The organism is Pseudomonas sp. G11, from assembly GCF_029457515.1.
In the GTDB taxonomy this organism is placed as follows: domain Bacteria; phylum Pseudomonadota; class Gammaproteobacteria; order Pseudomonadales; family Pseudomonadaceae; genus Aquipseudomonas; species Aquipseudomonas gorinensis.
In genome coordinates this window covers 6,047,707-6,066,457 of sequence record NZ_CP120377.1, presented here as the reverse complement: position 1 = coordinate 6,066,457, position 18,751 = coordinate 6,047,707, and the positions used below count along the sequence as shown (strand labels likewise).

Here is an 18,751-nt window from a genome sequence, read left to right as displayed (position 1 = left end):
TTTTTGGCTGATTGAACCCGTAAAAGCACACTATTAGGGCGAAAGATGACTGTCAAAACAAATATTGACATGGTGTCAATTATGCGTGAGGGGTTATCCAACGGGCAGGGCGTCAAGTACAAGCGCCTGTCCGATGTCATGGAACGGGGTATCCTCGAAGGCTTGATTGAACCGGGACGAAAACTACCGCCCCACCGGGTGCTTTCCGACAATCTGGGCGTGACTATCGGCACTATCAGCCGGGCCTACGGCGAACTCGAACGCCTCGGCCTGGTGGTGGCGCGAGTCGGTGACGGCACGTTCGTGCGCAAGCGTGGGATGGAGCGACAGCGTGATGAAGGCTTTCGTAACTTCAGCGAAGAGCCGCGGCAGTACTTTGATATGAGCCGCAACATGCATATCCCGGGGCAGGAGACGTTATTCCTGGCCCAGAGCTTCCAAACCCTGTCGACCAATGCCAAGTTCCTCCAGGACATCAGCGCCTACACCCCTGACGCCGGCCTGCCGCGTTACCGTGAAGCCGGTGCGCAATGGCTGGTGCAGCGCGATTTCCATCCGATTCCCGAACAGGTCATCTGCGTCAACGGCGGCCAGCATGGGTTGTTGTGCGCGATGATGGCGCTGTTGCGTGCAGGCGATACGGTGGTCACCGAACAGTTGACCTACCCTGGCCTGATCACCGCCGCGCGCATGCTGGGTGTGCGTCTGATCGGCCTGGAGATGGATGAAGAGGGCGTGCTGCCGGGAGCGCTGGATGAAGTCTGTCGTAATCACCGGGTTTCGGCGTTGTATTGCACGCCGACCATCCAGAATCCTACGACGGCGGTCTTGTCGGTCGCACGTCGCGAGGCTTTGGTCAAAGTGTGCCGCGAGCACAACCTGCTGATTCTTGAAGATGAAGCCCACGGCGTGCTGGTAGAAGATCGGCCGCCGCCTCTCAGCTATTTCGCGCCTGAGCGTACGATTTTGATCAGCAGCCTGAGCAAGGCGGTATCGGCCGGTTTACGCGTGGGTTACGTGCACGCGCCACCGGCGCTGGTCAGCCGTATCTCGGCGGCCTTGCGCTCGACCTGCTGGATGGCCACCCCCGTGACCCTGGAACTGGCCACCCAATGGATCGAAAACGGCACGGCGGAATACCTGCTGCGCCAGCAGATCAACGAGATCAGCCGGCGCAAAGCGCTGGTGCGCGACCTGTTGGCCGGGCTGGAATACCGCACCCATCTCAATAGCCCGCATTTCTGGATTGAAGTCCCAGAGCCCTGGCGCGCGTCGGAAATCGAGGCAGAGCTCAAGCAGAACAATTACCTGATCGCCACCGCCGAAGCGTTCGCCGTCGGGCAAACGGCTGTGCCGCAGTTTATTCGAGCGAGTATCTGCAATACGTCCGGCGATGATCAGTTGTTGCGGGCCGGGTTCGATGCGTTGGCGACGGCGTTGGGGCAGGGTGGTGGGCGGTTCCACCTGTAGCGAGGGGCGTTGTTGGGGGGAGCGGGCTTCTTTGTGGCGAGCGTGCTTGTTGTGGCGAGCGGGCTTGCCCCGCGTTGGGCTGCGCAGCAGCCCCAATCAAGATGAATGCGGTGTGTCAGTCAGTTCTCTGTGAATGGTTTTGGGGCTGCTGCGCAGCCCAACGCGGGGCAAGCCCGCTCGCCACAAAGAAGCCCGTTCACCACAACAAGCCCGTTCACCACCGTTAAGCAGCGTCTCAAGGCATTATTTGAAGCGTCGCTCGACGCCTTTCTCCACCAGAATCTTCGCCGAAATCTCCTCCACCGAAAAATGCGTGGAATTGATATGCGCAATATTCTCGCGACGGAACAGATTTTCCACTTCACGCACTTCGAATTCGCACTGGGCATAGCTGGAGTAGCGGCTGTTGGGCTTGCGCTCGTTGCGAATGGCCGTGAGGCGGTCCGGGTCGATGGTCAGGCCGAAGAGCTTATGTGAATGCGCGCGCAGGGCGGCCGGCAACGTCAGGTGCTCCATGTCGTCTTCGGTCAACGGGTAGTTGGCCGCACGGATACCGAATTGCATCGCCATGTACAGACAGGTGGGCGTTTTGCCGCAGCGGGACACGCCGACCAGAATCAGATCGGCCTTGTCGTAGTAGTGGGTACGGGCGCCGTCATCGTTGTCGAGGGCGAAGTTCACCGCCTCGATACGCTCCATGTAATTGGAGTTATGCCCAATGGAATGGGACTTTCCGACCGAATAAGAGGAGTGTTCGCTCAACTCCTGTTCCAGCGGCGCCAGGAAGGTCGAGAAAATATCGATCATGAAACCATTGGAGGTTGCGAGGATCTCACGGATGTCTTGATTGACGATGGTGTCGAAAATGATCGGCCGAAAGCCGTCTTTTTCTGCCGCCAGATTGATTTGTTGTACCATGGCCCGCGCTTTATCCACGTTGTCGATATAGGGCCGCGTGAATTTGGCGAAGGTAATGTTTTCGAACTGCGCGAGCAGGCTCTGACCCAGGGTTTCGGCTGTAATGCCGGTGCCGTCGGAAATAAAGAAAGCAGATCGTTTCATTTGAGCCCTGGGCCTTAAGCTGATGGCGAATCTTGGATATGATAGGCGCGATTTTGCCGTCCCGCAGTGGGCCGCATTCTCACTTATTTTCCAGGTCCAGGCCACAAGCGCTGGCGAATGCTCCTACTGAGCAGCCGGCGTCCTGAGCTTTTCCAACACAGAAAGTGGAGAGATCACCTTGGTAGAGTACGTAGTTTCCCTCGATAAGCTCGGCGTCCATGATGTAGAGCACGTAGGGGGCAAGAACGCATCCCTCGGCGAGATGATCAGTAATCTTGCAGGCGCTGGTGTCTCGGTGCCCGGTGGTTTTGCCACCACTGCCCAGGCTTACCGCGATTTCCTCGAACTGAGCGGTCTCAACGCCCAGATCCACGCCGCGCTGGATGCCCTGGACGTCGATGACGTCAACGCCCTGGCCAAGACCGGCGCCCAGATCCGTCAATGGATCATGGAAGCCGAGTTCCCCGAGAAGCTCAACGAAGAAATCCGTACGGCCTTCGCCACCCTGTCGGCCGGCAACCCGGACATGGCCGTCGCCGTGCGTTCCTCGGCCACCGCCGAAGACTTGCCCGACGCCTCCTTCGCCGGCCAGCAGGAAACCTTCCTCAACATCCGCGGCGTGGAAAACGTGATCCGCGCGGCCAAGGAAGTGTTTGCCTCGCTGTTCAACGACCGTGCCATTTCCTACCGGGTCCACCAGGGTTTCGACCACAAGCTGGTGGCCCTGTCTGCCGGTGTGCAGCGCATGGTGCGTTCTGAAACCGGCACCGCCGGCGTGATGTTCACCCTCGATACCGAGTCGGGCTTCCGTGACGTGGTGTTTATCACCGGCGCCTACGGCCTGGGTGAAACCGTCGTACAAGGTGCGGTCAACCCCGATGAATTCTACGTACACAAGGGCACCCTCGAAGCGGGTCGCCCGGCCATCCTGCGCCGCAACCTGGGCAGCAAGGCCATCAAGATGATCTACGGCGACGAGGCCAAGGCCGGTCGCTCGGTGAAAACCGTTGATGTGGACAAGGCCGAGCGCGCGCGTTTCTGCCTGACCGACGCTGAAGTCAGCGAACTGGCCAAGCAGGCGATGATCATCGAGAAGCACTACCAGTGCCCGATGGACATCGAGTGGGCCAAGGACGGTGATGACGGCAAGCTGTATATCGTGCAGGCGCGTCCCGAGACCGTGAAGAGCCGCACTTCGGCCAATGTCATGGAGCGCTACCTGCTCAAGGAAACCGGCACCGTGCTGGTGGAAGGCCGAGCCATTGGCCAGCGCATTGGCGCCGGCAAGGTGCGGATCATCAAGGACGTGTCCGAAATGGACAAAGTCCAGCCCGGCGACGTGCTGGTATCCGACATGACCGACCCGGACTGGGAGCCGGTGATGAAGCGCGCTAGCGCTATCGTCACCAACCGTGGCGGGCGTACCTGCCACGCGGCGATCATCGCCCGTGAACTGGGGATCCCGGCGGTCGTGGGCTGCGGCAATGCGACCCAGTTGCTCAAAGATGGCCAGGGCGTGACCGTTTCCTGCGCCGAAGGCGACACCGGCTTCATCTTCGAAGGCGAGTTGGGCTTCGACATCAAGCAAAACTCCATCGACGCCATGCCGGACCTGCCGTTCAAGATCATGATGAACGTCGGTAACCCGGACCGTGCCTTCGACTTCGCGCAACTGCCGAACGCCGGAGTAGGTCTGGCCCGCCTGGAGTTCATCATCAACCGCATGATCGGCGTGCACCCCAAGGCCCTGCTGAACTACGACGGCCTGCCACAGGACATCAAGGACAGCGTCGACAAACGCATCGCCGGCTACAACGACCCGGTGGGCTTCTATGTCGAGAAGCTGGTGGAAGGCATCAGCACCCTGGCGGCTGCGTTCTACCCGAAAAAGGTCATCGTGCGCCTCTCGGACTTCAAGTCCAACGAATACGCCAACCTGATCGGCGGCAAGCTCTACGAGCCGGAAGAAGAAAACCCGATGCTGGGCTTCCGCGGTGCCTCGCGTTACATCAGCGAAGCGTTCCGTGATTGCTTCGAGCTTGAATGCCGCGCCCTCAAGCGCGTGCGCAACGAGATGGGTCTGACCAACGTTGAAATCATGGTGCCGTTCGTACGCACCCTGGGTGAAGCGAGCCAGGTTGTGGATTTGCTGGCCGAAAACGGCCTGTCCCGTGGTGAGAACGGCCTGCGCGTCATCATGATGTGCGAACTGCCGTCCAACGCCATCCTGGCCGAAGAGTTCCTCGAGTTCTTCGACGGCTTCTCCATCGGCTCCAACGACCTGACCCAGCTGACCTTGGGCCTGGACCGCGACTCCGGGATCATCGCGCACCTGTTCGACGAGCGTAACCCGGCGGTCAAGAAGCTGCTGGCCAACGCCATCCAGGCCTGTAACAAGGCTGGCAAGTACATCGGTATCTGCGGCCAAGGCCCTTCCGACCACCCTGACCTGGCCAAATGGTTGATGGAACAGGGCATCGAAAGCGTCTCGCTGAACCCCGATTCGGTGCTGGAAACCTGGTTCTTCCTGGCGGAAGGCCAAGCGTCCGCCTAAGGTCGACGCGTCAAAAGTGCCGGTCAATCGTCAGGTTGGCCGGCATTCTTATCTGTACAGGGCGGAACTCCTTCCGGACGCCGCCCTTTTTTGTGCAAGAGCATTATGCAAAGCAGCAGCAACCTGTTTCCCGTCGCCCTGATCAGCGCTGAACGTCGTGGCGACCTGAGTGAAGATGTGTATCGACTCAAACCCGGTAACAGTCCCGACGGCACCGTCGAGCTGGCCGTCACCCGGTTGGGCCTGGCCGATGTCCCGGAAAACCGGGGCATTCCGGTTATCTTGTTGCATGGCAGTTTTTCCAATCGACGCTTTTGGTATTCACCCAAGGGCATTGGCCTGGGGGCCTATTTGGCGCGCCAGGGATTCGACGTGTGGATCCCGGAAATGCGCGGGCATGGGCTGTCCCGGCGCAACCAACAGTACGCCCGCAACCGCGTTGCCGACTATGCCCGCTACGATTTGCCGGCGATCGGCGCGTTTGTGCGCGAGCAAAGTGCGCAGGTTCCGCACTGGGTCGGCCATTCCCTCGGCGCCACTACCCTGGCAGCGGCCTTGGGGGGGAAGCACCTGGGAGCGCCGGCAGTGGCCTCGGTGGCCTTGTTTGGCTGCCAGGTGAGTCGCACCCACTGGCCATTGAAAATTCCACCGGTGGAGTGGACCGGCCGCTTGTTCTTGAAACGTTTTGGCCAGGTCTCTGGCGCTCGGCTCAAGCGTGGCCCGGAGGATGAACCGGCTGGTGTGATGATTGAGGCCATGCGCTGGAATGGCCTGTTTGGACGCTTTGGCGATGGCAAGCAGGACTGGTGGAAAGGCCTGGCCGATGTGGACGTACCGCTGCTGGCCGTCAGTGCCGCAGGCGACCGGCAGGACCCGGATTGGGCGTGCCGCAAGCTGTTCGAACAAGTCGGCTCCGAGCACCGCCAATACCTGTGCCTGGGACGCCAGCAAGGTTTTACCGGGGACTTCGGGCATGTGGAAATGCTGGTCAGCAAACCCGCCCAGATCGAGGTGTGGCCGCTGGTGGAGCAATGGTTGAAAGATCCGCTGACACCCTCGCTGGGTGCCAGGCCTGAGGCTTTGGTCGTAGTTTGACGCAGCGCTCTGCCAAGGGCGTTTCGCTCGTGTGTGGTTGCGGCTAAGATATGACGCGTTAATCGCTTCTGGTCATATTCAGTCGCGCAGTGGTTATTGCGTTGCGACGAAGCGGATGGGATGTTGCGCACCGGCCCAGGCTGGCGCTTCTTTCGAAAGACTCTTCTTTGACAGAAAGGAATTTTTTCAATGAACCATTACGTGACCCCCGACTTGTGCGACGCCTACCCGGAACTGGTGCAGGTGGTCGAGCCGATGTTCAGCAACTTCGGCGGTCGAGACTCCTTTGGCGGCGAGATTGTCACCATTAAATGCTTCGAAGATAACTCTCTGGTCAAGGAACAGGCCGACCAGCCAGGTACCGGCAAGGTATTGGTGGTCGACGGTGGTGGTTCGCTGCGCCGTGCGCTGCTGGGCGACATGATCGCCGAAAAAGCCGCGAAAAACGGTTGGGAAGGCCTGGTGATCTACGGCTGCATCCGGGATGTCGACGTGATCGCCCAGACCGACCTGGGGGTGCAGGCCCTGGCCAGCCATCCGATGAAGACCGACAAGCGCGGTATTGGCGACTTGAACGTGGCGGTCACCTTTGCGGGTGTGACGTTTCGCCCGGGTGAATACATCTACGCCGACAATAATGGCGTGATCGTGTCGCCCAGCCCGCTGAAAATGCCTGAATAAACCGCAATAGCCAACGGGGTGAGGATGTTCGAGGAAGAAAACGCGCAATGGGGGCTGGTGCATGCCCTGGTGCTGGACGGTAAAGGCGGTGCGCGTTCGATTGCCCGGACTGAGCTCGACGATTTGCACATGCAGCCCCAGGAAAGCCTGTGGCTGCATTGGGACCGCAGCCATCCCCAGACCCAGACCTGGTTGCGCACCTCCAGCGGCTTGAGCGAATTCGCCTGTGACCTGCTGTTGGAAGAGAACACCCGTCCGCGCCTGTTGCCGCTGCCGGACGCCGAATTGCTGCTGTTCCTGCGTGGGGTCAACCTCAACCCGGGCGCGGAGCCTGAGGACATGGTCTCGGTGCGTATTTTTGCCGCAGCCAGCCGTGTGATCTCCCTGCGTTTGCGCCCGCTGCGTGCCACCGATGAATTGCTGGTGCAACTGGAGGAGGGCACCGGGCCCAAGACCGCATCCGAACTCATCCTTTATATGGCGCAGTACCTCACCCATAAAGTGCAGGACCTGGTCTCGGACCTGTCTGAAATCGTCGATATCGAGGAAGAAAAACTGGATGCCGACGAACGGTATACTCCGGAGCATGGCAGCGTTTTGCAGATCCGTCGGCGAGCGGCCGGGCTCAAGCGTTTCCTGTTCCCGCAGCGGGATATTTTTGCCCAGCTGACGCGGATCAAATTGCCGTGGTTTTGTGATGACGATGCCGACTACTGGAACGAATTGAACAACAGCCTGACCCGCTACCTGGAAGAGCTCGAATTGACCCGGGAGCGCGTGGGGCTTGTGCTTGAGACCGAAGACCGGCGCTTGAGCGTGCGCATGAACCGCACCATGTACCGCTTTGGGATCATCACCGGGATCTTCCTGCCGATGAGCTTTCTGACCGGCCTGCTGGGGATCAATGTGGGGGGGATTCCGTTCTCTTCCAGCCCCTACGGATTTGTGATTGCCTGCCTGCTGATGGTCTCGGTGGCGCTCGGACAATGGTGGCTATTTCGACGATTGCGCTGGGTTTGACCTGAATATGAGCTGAACGTAGGAAGGGTCCCATGTGACCTCAAGAATTTTACCCTCGTCTTTTAAAACACTTGCGAGAGGTCTTTATGCACGATCCGTTCGAACAGTCTTTGCGTGACATGCTCAATGCCTCGCCGTCCAACCGCGACGACGATGCTTGCCTGGGTCGCGTGTTGAAAACCGCCAACCGTCAGGTGGGTGCGGGGGACCTGTTCGGCCTGCTCGGTCGGTGGTTACCGGCGTTGATGATGGCCCTGAACAACGGTTCAGCCCATGTATCGCCGGTTTCCCGTCGTAAACCTCTTGCTCGCACTGCTGATAAGGCTGATTGAATATGGAACTTGATCTCTGGACCCAGAGCCTGGTCACCGCGATGACCGCATTGTGGACCAAGGTGGCGAATTTCATTCCCAACCTGTTTGGGGCGCTGGTCCTGGTGCTGCTGGGCTTTGTCGTGGCCAAGCTGCTCGACACCCTGCTGTCCAAATTGCTCGCGAAACTGGGCCTTGATCGCCTGATGGCAGGTACCGGGCTGACCAAGCTGCTCGGCCGCGCCGGTCTGCAAGTGCCGATTTCGACCTTGATCGGCAAGATCGTCTATTGGTTCGTATTGCTGATTTTTCTGGTTTCCGCGGCTCAATCCCTTGGACTTGAGCGAGTTTCAGCTACGCTCGACATGCTTGCGCTGTATTTACCGAAGGTTTTCGGTGGGGCGCTGGTGCTGCTTGTCGGCGTTTTGCTGGCGCAACTGGCCAATGGGCTGGTGCGCGGGGCTGCCGAAGGGGTAGGGCTGGACTATGCGGCAGGCCTGGGGCGAATTGCCCAGGGGCTGGTGATCATCATCAGTATTTCCGTCGCGATCAGCCAGTTGGAGGTCAAGACTGACCTGCTCAACCATGTGATTGTGATTGTTTTGATTACCGTTGGTCTGGCCGTTGCGCTGGCCATGGGGTTGGGAAGCCGGGAAATTGCCGGCCAGATTCTTGCGGGAATCTACGTGCGTGAGTTGTATCAGGTGGGGCAGCAAGTGCGTGTGGGCGAGGTCGAAGGGCAAATCGAGGAGATCGGCACGGTCAAGACAACGGTGCTGACCGATGACGGCGACCTGGTGTCGCTGTCCAATCGGATTCTCCTGGAGCAGCAGGTCAGTAGCCGCTAACGCGGCAAACCCTGCTAATGTACGCCGCCGCGAACCTGGGTGACCGGATTGCAGCGGACATTGACCTGACTGTCGGCACGACTTGTTTTGAATAAAGCCCAAACGCTGTCCACGCGCTATGACCCCCGTGAGCTCTCTGATGAGGAGTTGGTCGCGCGCGCGCACACGGAGCTGTTTCACGTAACTCGCGCGTACGAAGAATTGATGCGCAGATATCAACGCACTCTGTTCAACGTTTGTTCAAGGTATTTAGGGAACGATAGAGATGCGGATGATGTCTGTCAGGAAGTGATGCTCAAGGTGCTGTACGGCCTGAAGAACTTCGAGGGCAAATCGAAGTTCAAGACCTGGCTCTACAGCATCACGTACAACGAGTGCATCACGCAGTATCGGAAGGAACGGCGAAAGCGTCGCTTGATGGACGCCTTGAGTCTCGACCCCCTTGAGGAGGCGTCTGAAGAAAAGACGCCGGCACCCGAGGAGAAGGGTGGACTTGATCGCTGGTTGGTGCATGTGAACCCGATTGACCGGGAAATTCTGGTGCTACGATTTGTCGCAGAGCTGGAGTTTCAGGAAATCGCCGACATCATGCACATGGGTTTGAGTGCTACAAAAATGCGTTACAAACGTGCTCTTGATAAATTACGTGAGAAATTTGCGGGCGAGACTGAAACTTAGTGCGTGGCAAATATCTCTTACGTGTAGGCAAGTTCTGTTAGACTTGTCGCCGAGTTGTCCCCCGGTTTGTGGGACTGCTTTACAATCACCAGATGGGGATTTAACGGATGAAACTGAAAAACACCTTGGGCTTGGCCATTGGTACTCTTATTGCCGCTACTTCTTTCGGCGCGCTGGCACAAGGCCAAGGCGCAGTTGAAGGCCAGCTGTTCTACAAAAAGCAGTTCAACGATAGCGTCAAGCACATCGAAGACGGCTATAACCCTGGCGCTAGCATCGGTTACTTCATTACCGACGACGTGTCGGTTAACCTGAACTACGACACCACCAACCACACCCGTTCGAACGACGGTACTGGCAACCAGAAGATCAAAGGTGACACTGGCAGCGTGACTGCTCAGTACCACTTTGGTCAGGCCGGTGTTGACTCCCTGCGTCCATACGTAGAAGGTGGTTTCGGTCACCAGAGCCGTACCAACGTACAGGCTGACGGCCACAGCGGTCGCGACCAGTCGACCCTGGCTATCGCTGGCGCTGGTGTGAAGTACTACTTCACCAACAACCTGTTCGCTCGTGCTGGCGTTGAGTCTGACTACAACCTGGACAACGGCAAGTGGGACTACTCCGCACTGGTTGGCCTGGGCGTGAACTTCGGCGGTAACGCTGGCGCAGCTGCTCCAGCTCCTACCCCAGCACCAGCTCCAGAGCCAGTTCCAGAGCCAGAAGCTCCGGTTGCTCAGGTTGTTCGTGTTGAGCTGGACGTCAAGTTCGACTTCGACAAGGCCGTTGTTAAGCCTAACAGCTACGGCGACGTGAAAAACCTGGCCGACTTCATGGCTCAGTACCCAGCTACCAACGTAGAAGTTGCTGGTCACACTGACTCCGTAGGTCCAGACGCTTACAACCAGAAGCTGTCCCAGCGTCGTGCTGACGCTGTTAAGCAAGTCCTGGTTAAAGACGGCGTTGCTCCTAGCCGTATCACCGCAGTAGGTTACGGCGAATCCCGCCCAGTTGCTGACAACGCAACTGAAGCTGGTCGTGCCATCAACCGTCGCGTAGAAGCGTCGGTAGAAGCTACCGCTAAGTAAGTAATTACTGAGTGGTAGAAAAAAGCCCGGCTTAGGCCGGGCTAATGAGATGGTCCCCCCCACACCCTGCGAGGGCTACGCTTTCGCAGGGTGTTTTGTTTTTGGAGGCCATCATCATGAGCGAGTCAGCACTGATCGGGATCGATCTCGGCAAACATAATTTCCACCTTCTGGGCCAAGACAAATCGGGCCGCGAGGTGTTTCGCAAAAAGCTCTCGCGAGCGCAGATGATGCGGTTCTTCGGCAACTTGCCGAGCTGCGTCGTGGTAACGGAAGCCTGTGCCGGCTCTCACTTCATCGCCCGTCAGCTTGCGGCGATGGGGCATACGACCAAGTTGATTTCACCGCAGTTTGTCCGCCCTTTCGTCAAGGGCAACAAAAATGACTTTATCGACGCAGAGGCCATTTGCGAGGCGGCTTCCCGTCCGTCCATGCGCTTCGTTACGCCTAAAACCGAGTCTCAGCAAACCCTGTCTGTCCTGCATCGCATGCGCGAGTCGTTGGTGCATGACCGCACCAAGACAGCCAATCAGATGCACGGTTTCCTGCTGGAATTTGGCATCAGCCTGCCCAAAGGCTCAGCCATCATGAAGCGTTTGGCAGCTGTTTTGGCCGAGCATGAGCTGCCTGTGCGGCTGACAGTGCTGTTGCAACGCCTGCACGATCACTTCGTTTACCTGGATGAACAGATCAAGGAACTGGACAAACAACTGGCTTGCCAGCTGGCCGACGATGATCTGGGGAGCCGTTTGCTTAGCATGCCGTGTGTCGGTCCGATCACCGCCAGCCTTCTGGCTGTAGAAATGGGCGATGGCAAGCAATACCGATGCAGTCGCGATTTTGCGGCTTCAGTGGGCTTGGTGCCGCGACAGTACAGCACGGGCGGCAAAGCCAATTTGTTGGGGATCAGCAAGCGGGGTGACAAGCACCTGCGGCAACTGCTGGTGCAATGCTCCAGGGTTTACATGCAGAGGCTGGATCATCAGAAGGGGGCTTTGGCCGACTGGGTGCGAGCGCTGCTGCGCCGACGACACTCGAATGTGGTGGCCTGTGCCCTGGCCAACAAACTGGCGCGTATCGCTTGGGCGATAGCGGCTCACCATGCGCAATATGAAGCAGGGCCAGACGCCTTGAACGCCTGACCCTGCGGTTGTTGCAGTACCACAATTCACCCTTCAGGTTTTGCGATAGCTGAACAACGGATGACGTGAACGGCCTACCGGCCTGGCGAAGATCCTGACATAAAAATCGGCTTCAGAAGCCGACGGGCTTTTAAGGATCGTCAGGCGCGACTCTCATCGTGGCGCTGGGGCAAGCCCCAAACAGACGCCGGATAGATTTAAGCAAGCCAACCACATCGCCCGTTAATCAGTATTGCAAAAATGGGGGGGACCATAGATTTTTTTCGCCTGGAATTTGCCTCAGGCGCTGGCGGCTTCTGTCAGCTGGGCGACCTGTGCCATGCCGGCCACCTGGCCAATCACCAGGATTGCCGGGCTCTTCAGGGCGAACGCCTGCGCATCCTCGTGCATGCGCCACAGCTCGCTGCGGCACTCGCGTTGCTGCGCCAGCGAGGCATTTTCGATCATCGCCACTGGCGTATCCGCCGCCATGCCGCCTTCAAGCAATTGCTCGCGAATCTCCTCCAGCTTCGCCACGCCCATGTAAACCACCAGCGTCGTGCCGCCCTCGGCCAAGGCTCGCCAGTTCAGGCGGCTGTCGTCCTGGGTATGTGCGGTGACCAGCGTTACACCGCGACTGACCCCTCGCAACGTCAGGGGAATATCGCAATTCGTCGCCCCTGCCAGCCCTGCTGTGATTCCGTTGACCAACTCCACCTCAACCCCACGCTCGCGCAGCCAGGTGGCCTCTTCGCCACCCCGGCCGAAAATGCAGGGGTCGCCGCCCTTGAGGCGCACCACGCATTTGCCCTGGCGCGCATAGCGCAGCATCAGGCGGTGGATAAAATCCTGCGGCGTCGAGCGACAGCCGCCGCGTTTGCCGACGGTAATCACTCGCGCATCGCCGCAATGCTCCAGCACCGCCGGGTTGACCAGGTCATCGATCAGCACCACATCGGCGGCGTGCATCGCCCGTACCGCCTTGAGGGTCAGCAACTCCGGATCACCGGGGCCTGCGCCCACCAGCCAGACTTTTGCGCTCATTTTGTTGCCCTCACACACTGATTGCGATTGGCTGCGGGTTGCTGGCCAATAGACGTTTGATTTCCGGTACACAGGAACCACATTGCGTGCCGCAGCCCAGTTCCTGTTTGAGCCCCTCCAGGGCCAGGCCCCGGGCAATGCCGGCACACACCGCGTTTTCGCTGACGTTCTTGCAGTTGCACAGGATCTTGCTGCTCGCCGCCGCGCCGCCGGGTGCTGCGCTTAAGGGCGCCAACAGCCAGCGCCGCAACTGATCGTCGGTGCGACCTTCCAGCCACAGGCTTTGCAGCCAGTGGCGGGCCAGGGTTTCACCCGCCAGGCGCACCGCCGTAATACGGCCTTTCTCGATTTTTACCCGCTTGCCGATGGAGCGACGCGGGTCGTCGTAGGCCATCACCGGCCCGTCATGCAGGCCCAGCAGTTGGTCGATACGGGTCAACAGTTGCAGGTCGGGTGCCTCAGTATGTGCCGCGCGTACCAGCAACGCTGGCCGCTCACGACCGGCCAGGCTCAGGCTGACGTAGGCAAAGCCCTCGCACAGTGGGCGCAAGGCCTCGAAGTGTTGCTGAACATCGCCTTCGATCAGTGCAAACAACTGCCACGGCAGTTGCACGGCTTCCAGGCGTACGCCGCTGTGCTTGAGTTCCGGCTGTTTGGATAACGGATCGAATGCTGGCTGGGTGAGGCCATTGACGCCGCCCTTGAGAAAACGATCGCCCCAGTGCATGGGCAGGAAGGCTTGGCCGGGACGCACACTGTCATCGCTGCTGACCGCGACGATCAGGTGGCCACGACGGCTTTTCAGGTTGACCAGGTCACCGTCCTTGAAACGATGCCGGCGCAGTTCGTCCGGGTGCAGGCTGAGCCGCGCCTCACTGACGTGGCCGAACAATTGCGCGGCGGTGCCGGTGCGGCTCATGCCATGCCATTGGTCGCGCAGGCGTCCGGTGATCAGGGTCAGGGGGAAGCGTGCGTCACGCTGCTCCTTGGCTGCTCGATAAGGATCGGCGATAAAGTGTGCGCGGCCATTGTCGGTCGGGAAGAGCCCATCGGTGTACAGGCGCGGTGTTCCAGCCTGGGCGCCCGGGGGAAATGGCCACTGCTGCGGGCCGATCTGGTCGAGCAGGGCATGGCTGATACCCGACAGGTCCAAGTCACGGTCGCGGGTCAGCAGCTTGTACTCGTCAAAGAGCTGCGCCGGTTGCTCGAACGCGAACAGGCTGTTCAAGCCAGGGCGCAGACGACGCTCCAGACGCTGTGCGAAATCCACGGTAATCGCCCAGTCCGCACGAGCTTCACCCGGAGGGGCAATGGCCTGGCGCACATGGGAAATACGCCGTTCGGAATTGGTCACCGTGCCTTCTTTTTCGCCCCAACTGGCGGCGGGTAACAGCAGGTCGGCATAGGCGGCGGTTTCGGTGGTACGAAACGCCTCCTGCAACACTACAAACGGGCAGGCTGCCAGGGCCTCGCGCACGTTGTTCTGGTCTGGCAGCGATTGCGCAGGGTTGGTACAGGCAATCCACAGGGCCTTGATCTTGCCCGCCTGCACCTGTTCAAACAGTTCGATGGCAGTGAGGCCAGGGGTAGCCGGTAATTGCTCCACGCCCCAATACGCGGCCACTTCAGCCCGATGCTCGGGGTTGGCGGCCTCCCGATGCCCGGGCAGCAGGTTGGACAAGCTGCCCGTCTCGCGGCCGCCCATGGCGTTTGGCTGGCCGGTCAACGAGAACGGCCCGCAACCTGGGCGGCCGAGGGTTCCGGTCGCCAGGTGCAGATTGATCAGCGCGCTGTTTTTCGCACTGCCGGCGGTGGACTGGTTGAGCCCCATGCACCACAGCGATAAAAAGCTGCTGGAGGTGCCTACCCATTCGGCACACAGGCGTAATTGCTCGACGCTGATGCCGCACAACTGCGTGACCATCTGTGGCGTGTAGTCGTGCACCAGGCGTTTGAGTGCGGCCAGGCCGTCGGTGTGGGCCTGGATAAAATCACGGTCGATCCAGTCTTCCCACAGCAGCAGGTGCAAAATCCCGTGGAAGAGCGCCACGTCTGTGCCCGGCAGGATCGCCAGGTGCAGGTCAGCCAAATCACAGGTATCTGTGCGGCGCGGGTCGATCACCACGACTTTCATCTGCGGCCGCCGTGCCTTGGCCTCTTCCAGGCGTCGGAACAGTACCGGGTGGGCGTAGGCCATATTGCTGCCGACGATCATCACGCAGTCGCTGCATTCGAGGTCTTCATAGCTGCATGGCGGCGCATCGGCGCCCAGGCTGCGCTTGTAGCCGACCACCGCCGAGGACATGCACAGCCGCGAGTTGCTATCGATATTGTTGGTGCCGACCAGGGCCCGGGCCAGCTTGTTGAAGCTGTAGTAATCCTCGGTCAGCAACTGCCCGGAGATGTAGAAGGCCACGCTGTCGGGCCCGTGTTCGGCGATGGTCTCGGCGAATACGTTGGCCGCATGTTCCAGGGCGGTGTCCCAACTGGTGCGGGTGCGGGCCAGGCCCTTGCCCAGGCGCAACTCCGGGTACAAGGCGCGGGCGCTGAGGTCGCCGGTCAAATGCAGGCTGGCGCCTTTACTGCACAGCTTGCCGAAGTTGGCCGGGTGGTTGGGGTCGCCTTGCACGCCGAGGATCTGTTCGCCGTCATGCTCGATCAGCACGCCGCACCCCACCCCGCAGTAACAGCAGGTGGACGCGGTGGTCTGGCGGTTCATCAACCGGCGTCCCGCAGGGCCAGCATCACCCGGCCGTTTTCCACACGGGCGGGATGATGATGGGCGCAGCCGATATCCGGCGCCAGGGCTTCGCCGGACGCCAGGTCAATCTGCCAGTTGTGCAGCGGGCAGGCCACGCGTTTGCCGTAGATCAGGCCTTGGGACAGCGGGCCGCCCTTGTGCGGGCAGCGGTCGTCGAGGGCAAAGACTTCGTCGTCGCTGGTACGAAAAATCGCGATGTCGCCTTTGGGCCCATTGATGATGCGCGAGCCCAGGGTGTTGATCTCGTCGAGGGCACAGATATCCAACCAGTTCATGCCGGCACCTCCAGTTGTTTGACGGGGATGACCTCGAACTCCTTTTTCAGCAGCGGCTGTTCCAGGCGTTCTTTCCACGGGTCCTGTTCGAACGACAGGGAGAATTGCAGGCGCTCATTGAGGGCCTTGCGCCGGGCCGGGTCTTCCAGTACGGCTTTCTTGATGTGGTCCATGCCCACCCGTTGCAGGTAGTGCACGGTGCGTTCCAGGTAAAAGGCCTCTTCGCGGTACAGCTGCAGGAACGCGCCGTTGTATTCGCGCACTTCCTCGGCGGTCTTGAGCTTGACGAAGAACTCGGCGACTTCGGTCTTGATCCCGCCGTTGCCACCGATGTACATCTCCCAGCCGGAGTCCACACCGATAATGCCGACGTCCTTGATACCGGCTTCCGAGCAATTGCGTGGGCAACCGGACACCGCCAGCTTCACCTTATGCGGCGACCACATGTTGAACAGGTCATGCTCCAGTTCGATTCCCAGCTGTGTGGAGTTCTGCGTGCCGAAGCGGCAGAACTCGCTGCCGACGCAGGTCTTCACGGTGCGGATGGATTTGCCGTAGGCGTGGCCGGACGGCATGTCGAGGTCCTTCCACACGCCGGGCAAGTCCTGCTTCTTGATGCCCAGCAGGTCGATGCGCTGGCCGCCGGTGACCTTGACCATCGGCACGTTGTACTTGTCGGCCACGTCGGCGATGCGCCGCAGTTCCGAAGGATTGGTCACACCGCCCCACATCCGTGGGACGACGGAGTAGGTGCCGTCTTTCTGAATATTGGCGTGGGCCCGTTCGTTGATCAGGCGCGATTGCGGATCGTCCTTGGCTTCACCCGGCCAGGTGGAAATCAGGTAGTAGTTCAGCGCCGGGCGGCAGGTGGCGCAGCCGTTCGGGGTGCGCCAGTTCAGGTAGCCCATGGTGCCGGCGATGGTCAGCAAGTGCTGTTCGCGGATGGCCTGGCGGATTTGCCCGTGGTTGAGGTCGCTGCAACCGCAGATGGCTTTTTCGCTCTTGGGTTTGACATCGGCGGCACCGCCCACGGTGTTGATCAGGATCTGTTCCACCAACCCGGCGCAGGAACCGCAGGAGCTGGCGGCCTTGGTGTGTTTTTTCACCTCGTCGACGCTGAACAGCCCGTGTTCCTGGATAGCCTTGACGATGGTGCCCTTGCACACGCCATTGCAGCCGCAGACTTCGGCGTTGTCGGCCATGCTCATGGCTTTGTCCTGGCCTTGATGGCCGACGTCACCCAGGGCGTTTTCGCCGAACATCAGGTGGTCGCGGATCTCGCCAATTGCGTGGTTCTCACGGATTTGTCGGAAATACCAACCGCCGTCGGCGGTGTCGCCGTACAGGCAGGCGCCGACGAGGATGTCGTCCTTGATCACCAGCTTCTTGTAAACGCCGCCAATCGGATCGGAGAGGGTGATGGTCTCGGTGCCTTCGCCGCCCATGAAGTCGCCAGCGGAGAACAGGTCGATGCCGGTGACCTTCAGCTTGGTCGAAGTCACCGAGCCCTTGTAGGTGGCAAAGCCCAGTTGGGCCAGATGGTTGGCACACACCTTGGCCTGCTCGAACAGTGGCGCTACCAGGCCATAGGCAATCCCGCGATGGCTGGCGCATTCGCCGATCGCGTAGATGCGTGGGTCGTAGGTTTGCATCGTGTCGTTGACCAGAATCCCACGGTTGCAGGGGATGCCGGATTTTTCCGCGAGTTCGGTATTGGGCCGGATGCCGGCGGCCATCACCACCAGGTCGGCGGGGATGATGTCGCCATTCTTGAATTGCACCGAGCCGACCCGGCCATTGCCGGCGTCGTGCAGGGCCTGGGTCTGTTCGCACAGGCGAAATACCAGGCCACGGCTTTCCAATTCGGTTTGCAGCAGTTGGCCGCTGGTCTTGTCCAACTGGCGTTCCAGCAGCCATTCGCCGAGGTGCACCACGGTCACGTGCATGCCGCGCAGCATCAGGCCGTTGGCGGCTTCCAGGCCGAGCAGGCCGCCGCCGATCACCACGGCGTGCTTGTGGGTCTTGGCGGTGTCGATCATCGCCTGGGTGTCGGCGATGTCGCGGTAGCCGATCACACCCTGCAGGGTGTTGCCCGGAATGGGCAGGATAAACGGTGTGGAACCGGTGGCGATCAGCAGGCGATCATACTCGGCCTCGGTCCCGTCTTCGGCAATGACCTTGCGTTTGACCCGGTCGATTTGCACCACTTTGCGGTTGAGCAGCAGCTTGACGTGGTTGTCCAGGTACCAGTCGAGGTCGTTGAGTACGATCTCTTCGAAGGTTTGCTCACCGGCCAGCACCGGCGACAGCAGGATGCGGTTGTAGTTGGTGTGGGGCTCGGCGCCGAACACGGTGATGTCGTACAGCTCGTTGCTCAGCTTGAGCAGTTCTTCCAGGGTGCGGACCCCGGCCATGCCGTTGCCGATCATCACTAATTTGAGTTTTTTCATATCGTTCTCCGCATGGGTTCGACCCATCACGCGCAAACAAAAAAAGGCGTCCCCGCTAGTTACCTAGCGAGGACGCCTTTGTCCTGGTCCCGTTCTCTCGGGAAGCTCGACCCTTCGACGTTGAAGGTGCGGCTATATGTTGGGTGTTGGGAAAGCTAATGCAGTGGTTGTGCCAAGTTGCATGACCCTCGCATTTATTGGCCCAATCGCTCTTCATTCCCTGTTTTTTCGCACCATTTGAACGCGCGCTGCCCACATCTGGCGCATGGCCAGGCTGTAGGCGCGAGCACGCT

At 59.9% G+C, this 18,751-nt stretch carries 15 protein-coding genes; 10 read left to right on the top strand and 5 right to left on the bottom strand.

Going from position 1 to position 18,751, the window contains the following annotated elements:
* The first annotated feature begins 45 nt into the window (after positions 1-45).
* Positions 46-1,470: a PLP-dependent aminotransferase family protein gene (locus P2T68_RS27750; RefSeq protein ID WP_024076879.1), complete on the top strand. Its 1,425-nt coding sequence runs from the start codon at positions 46-48 to the stop codon at positions 1,468-1,470.
* A 243-nt stretch (positions 1,471-1,713) separates the two neighbouring features.
* Here P2T68_RS27750 and P2T68_RS27745 read toward each other — a convergent pair whose 3' ends face one another.
* On the bottom strand, positions 1,714-2,532 hold the full coding sequence (locus P2T68_RS27745; protein WP_024076878.1) for a pyruvate, water dikinase regulatory protein: 819 nt from the start codon (positions 2,530-2,532) through the stop codon (positions 1,714-1,716).
* A gap of 178 nt (positions 2,533-2,710) precedes the next feature.
* Here P2T68_RS27745 and ppsA point away from each other — a divergent pair, with 178 nt between their 5' ends.
* From ppsA to P2T68_RS27700, 9 genes are all read left to right on the top strand, one after another.
* Positions 2,711-5,086 (top strand): phosphoenolpyruvate synthase, encoded by a 2,376-nt coding sequence (gene ppsA / locus P2T68_RS27740; protein ID WP_024076877.1) that lies wholly within the window; start codon positions 2,711-2,713, stop codon positions 5,084-5,086.
* A gap of 105 nt (positions 5,087-5,191) precedes the next feature.
* Positions 5,192-6,181, top strand: a complete 990-nt coding sequence (locus P2T68_RS27735) for an alpha/beta fold hydrolase (protein ID WP_024076876.1) — start codon at positions 5,192-5,194, stop codon at positions 6,179-6,181.
* A gap of 189 nt (positions 6,182-6,370) precedes the next feature.
* Entirely contained in the window at positions 6,371-6,862 is a 492-nt protein-coding gene (rraA, locus tag P2T68_RS27730) for a ribonuclease E activity regulator RraA (protein ID WP_024076875.1), read from the top strand.
* A 24-nt stretch (positions 6,863-6,886) separates the two neighbouring features.
* Positions 6,887-7,882, top strand: coding sequence for a zinc transporter ZntB (locus P2T68_RS27725; RefSeq protein ID WP_024076874.1), 996 nt, complete (start codon positions 6,887-6,889; stop codon positions 7,880-7,882).
* A gap of 86 nt (positions 7,883-7,968) precedes the next feature.
* Entirely contained in the window at positions 7,969-8,214 is a 246-nt protein-coding gene (locus tag P2T68_RS27720) for a hypothetical protein (RefSeq protein WP_005790375.1), read from the top strand.
* A 2-nt stretch (positions 8,215-8,216) separates the two neighbouring features.
* Complete coding sequence (locus tag P2T68_RS27715) at positions 8,217-9,041, top strand: mechanosensitive ion channel domain-containing protein (RefSeq protein WP_003175519.1); 825 nt, start codon at positions 8,217-8,219, stop codon at positions 9,039-9,041.
* Between the two features lie 87 nt (positions 9,042-9,128).
* Positions 9,129-9,719 carry an RNA polymerase sigma factor SigX gene (sigX, locus tag P2T68_RS27710; RefSeq protein ID WP_017845210.1) on the top strand — a complete coding sequence of 197 codons (591 nt, stop codon included), beginning with the start codon at positions 9,129-9,131 and terminating at the stop codon, positions 9,717-9,719.
* A gap of 107 nt (positions 9,720-9,826) precedes the next feature.
* Entirely contained in the window at positions 9,827-10,807 is a 981-nt protein-coding gene (locus P2T68_RS27705; RefSeq protein ID WP_024076873.1) for an OmpA family protein, read from the top strand.
* 116 nt (positions 10,808-10,923) lie between these two features.
* Positions 10,924-11,949, top strand: coding sequence for an IS110 family transposase (locus P2T68_RS27700; RefSeq protein WP_024074122.1), 1,026 nt, complete (start codon positions 10,924-10,926; stop codon positions 11,947-11,949).
* Between the two features lie 279 nt (positions 11,950-12,228).
* Here P2T68_RS27700 and cobA read toward each other — a convergent pair whose 3' ends face one another.
* From cobA to nirB, 4 genes are read right to left on the bottom strand one after another with little or no spacing between them, the layout of a single operon-like run.
* Entirely contained in the window at positions 12,229-12,972 is a 744-nt protein-coding gene (gene cobA, locus P2T68_RS27695; RefSeq protein ID WP_024076872.1) for a uroporphyrinogen-III C-methyltransferase, read from the bottom strand.
* A gap of 10 nt (positions 12,973-12,982) precedes the next feature.
* Positions 12,983-15,691, bottom strand: coding sequence for a nitrate reductase (locus tag P2T68_RS27690; protein WP_277378572.1), 2,709 nt, complete (start codon positions 15,689-15,691; stop codon positions 12,983-12,985).
* A complete protein-coding gene (gene nirD, locus P2T68_RS27685) occupies positions 15,691-16,008 on the bottom strand; it encodes a nitrite reductase small subunit NirD (protein ID WP_024076870.1) in 318 nt (105 codons plus the stop codon). The genes P2T68_RS27690 and nirD overlap by 1 nt, the downstream gene beginning before the upstream one ends.
* Complete coding sequence (gene nirB / locus P2T68_RS27680; RefSeq protein WP_168232611.1) at positions 16,005-18,458, bottom strand: nitrite reductase large subunit NirB; 2,454 nt, start codon at positions 18,456-18,458, stop codon at positions 16,005-16,007. The genes nirD and nirB overlap by 4 nt, the downstream gene beginning before the upstream one ends.
* Between the last annotated feature and the right edge of the window lie 293 nt (positions 18,459-18,751).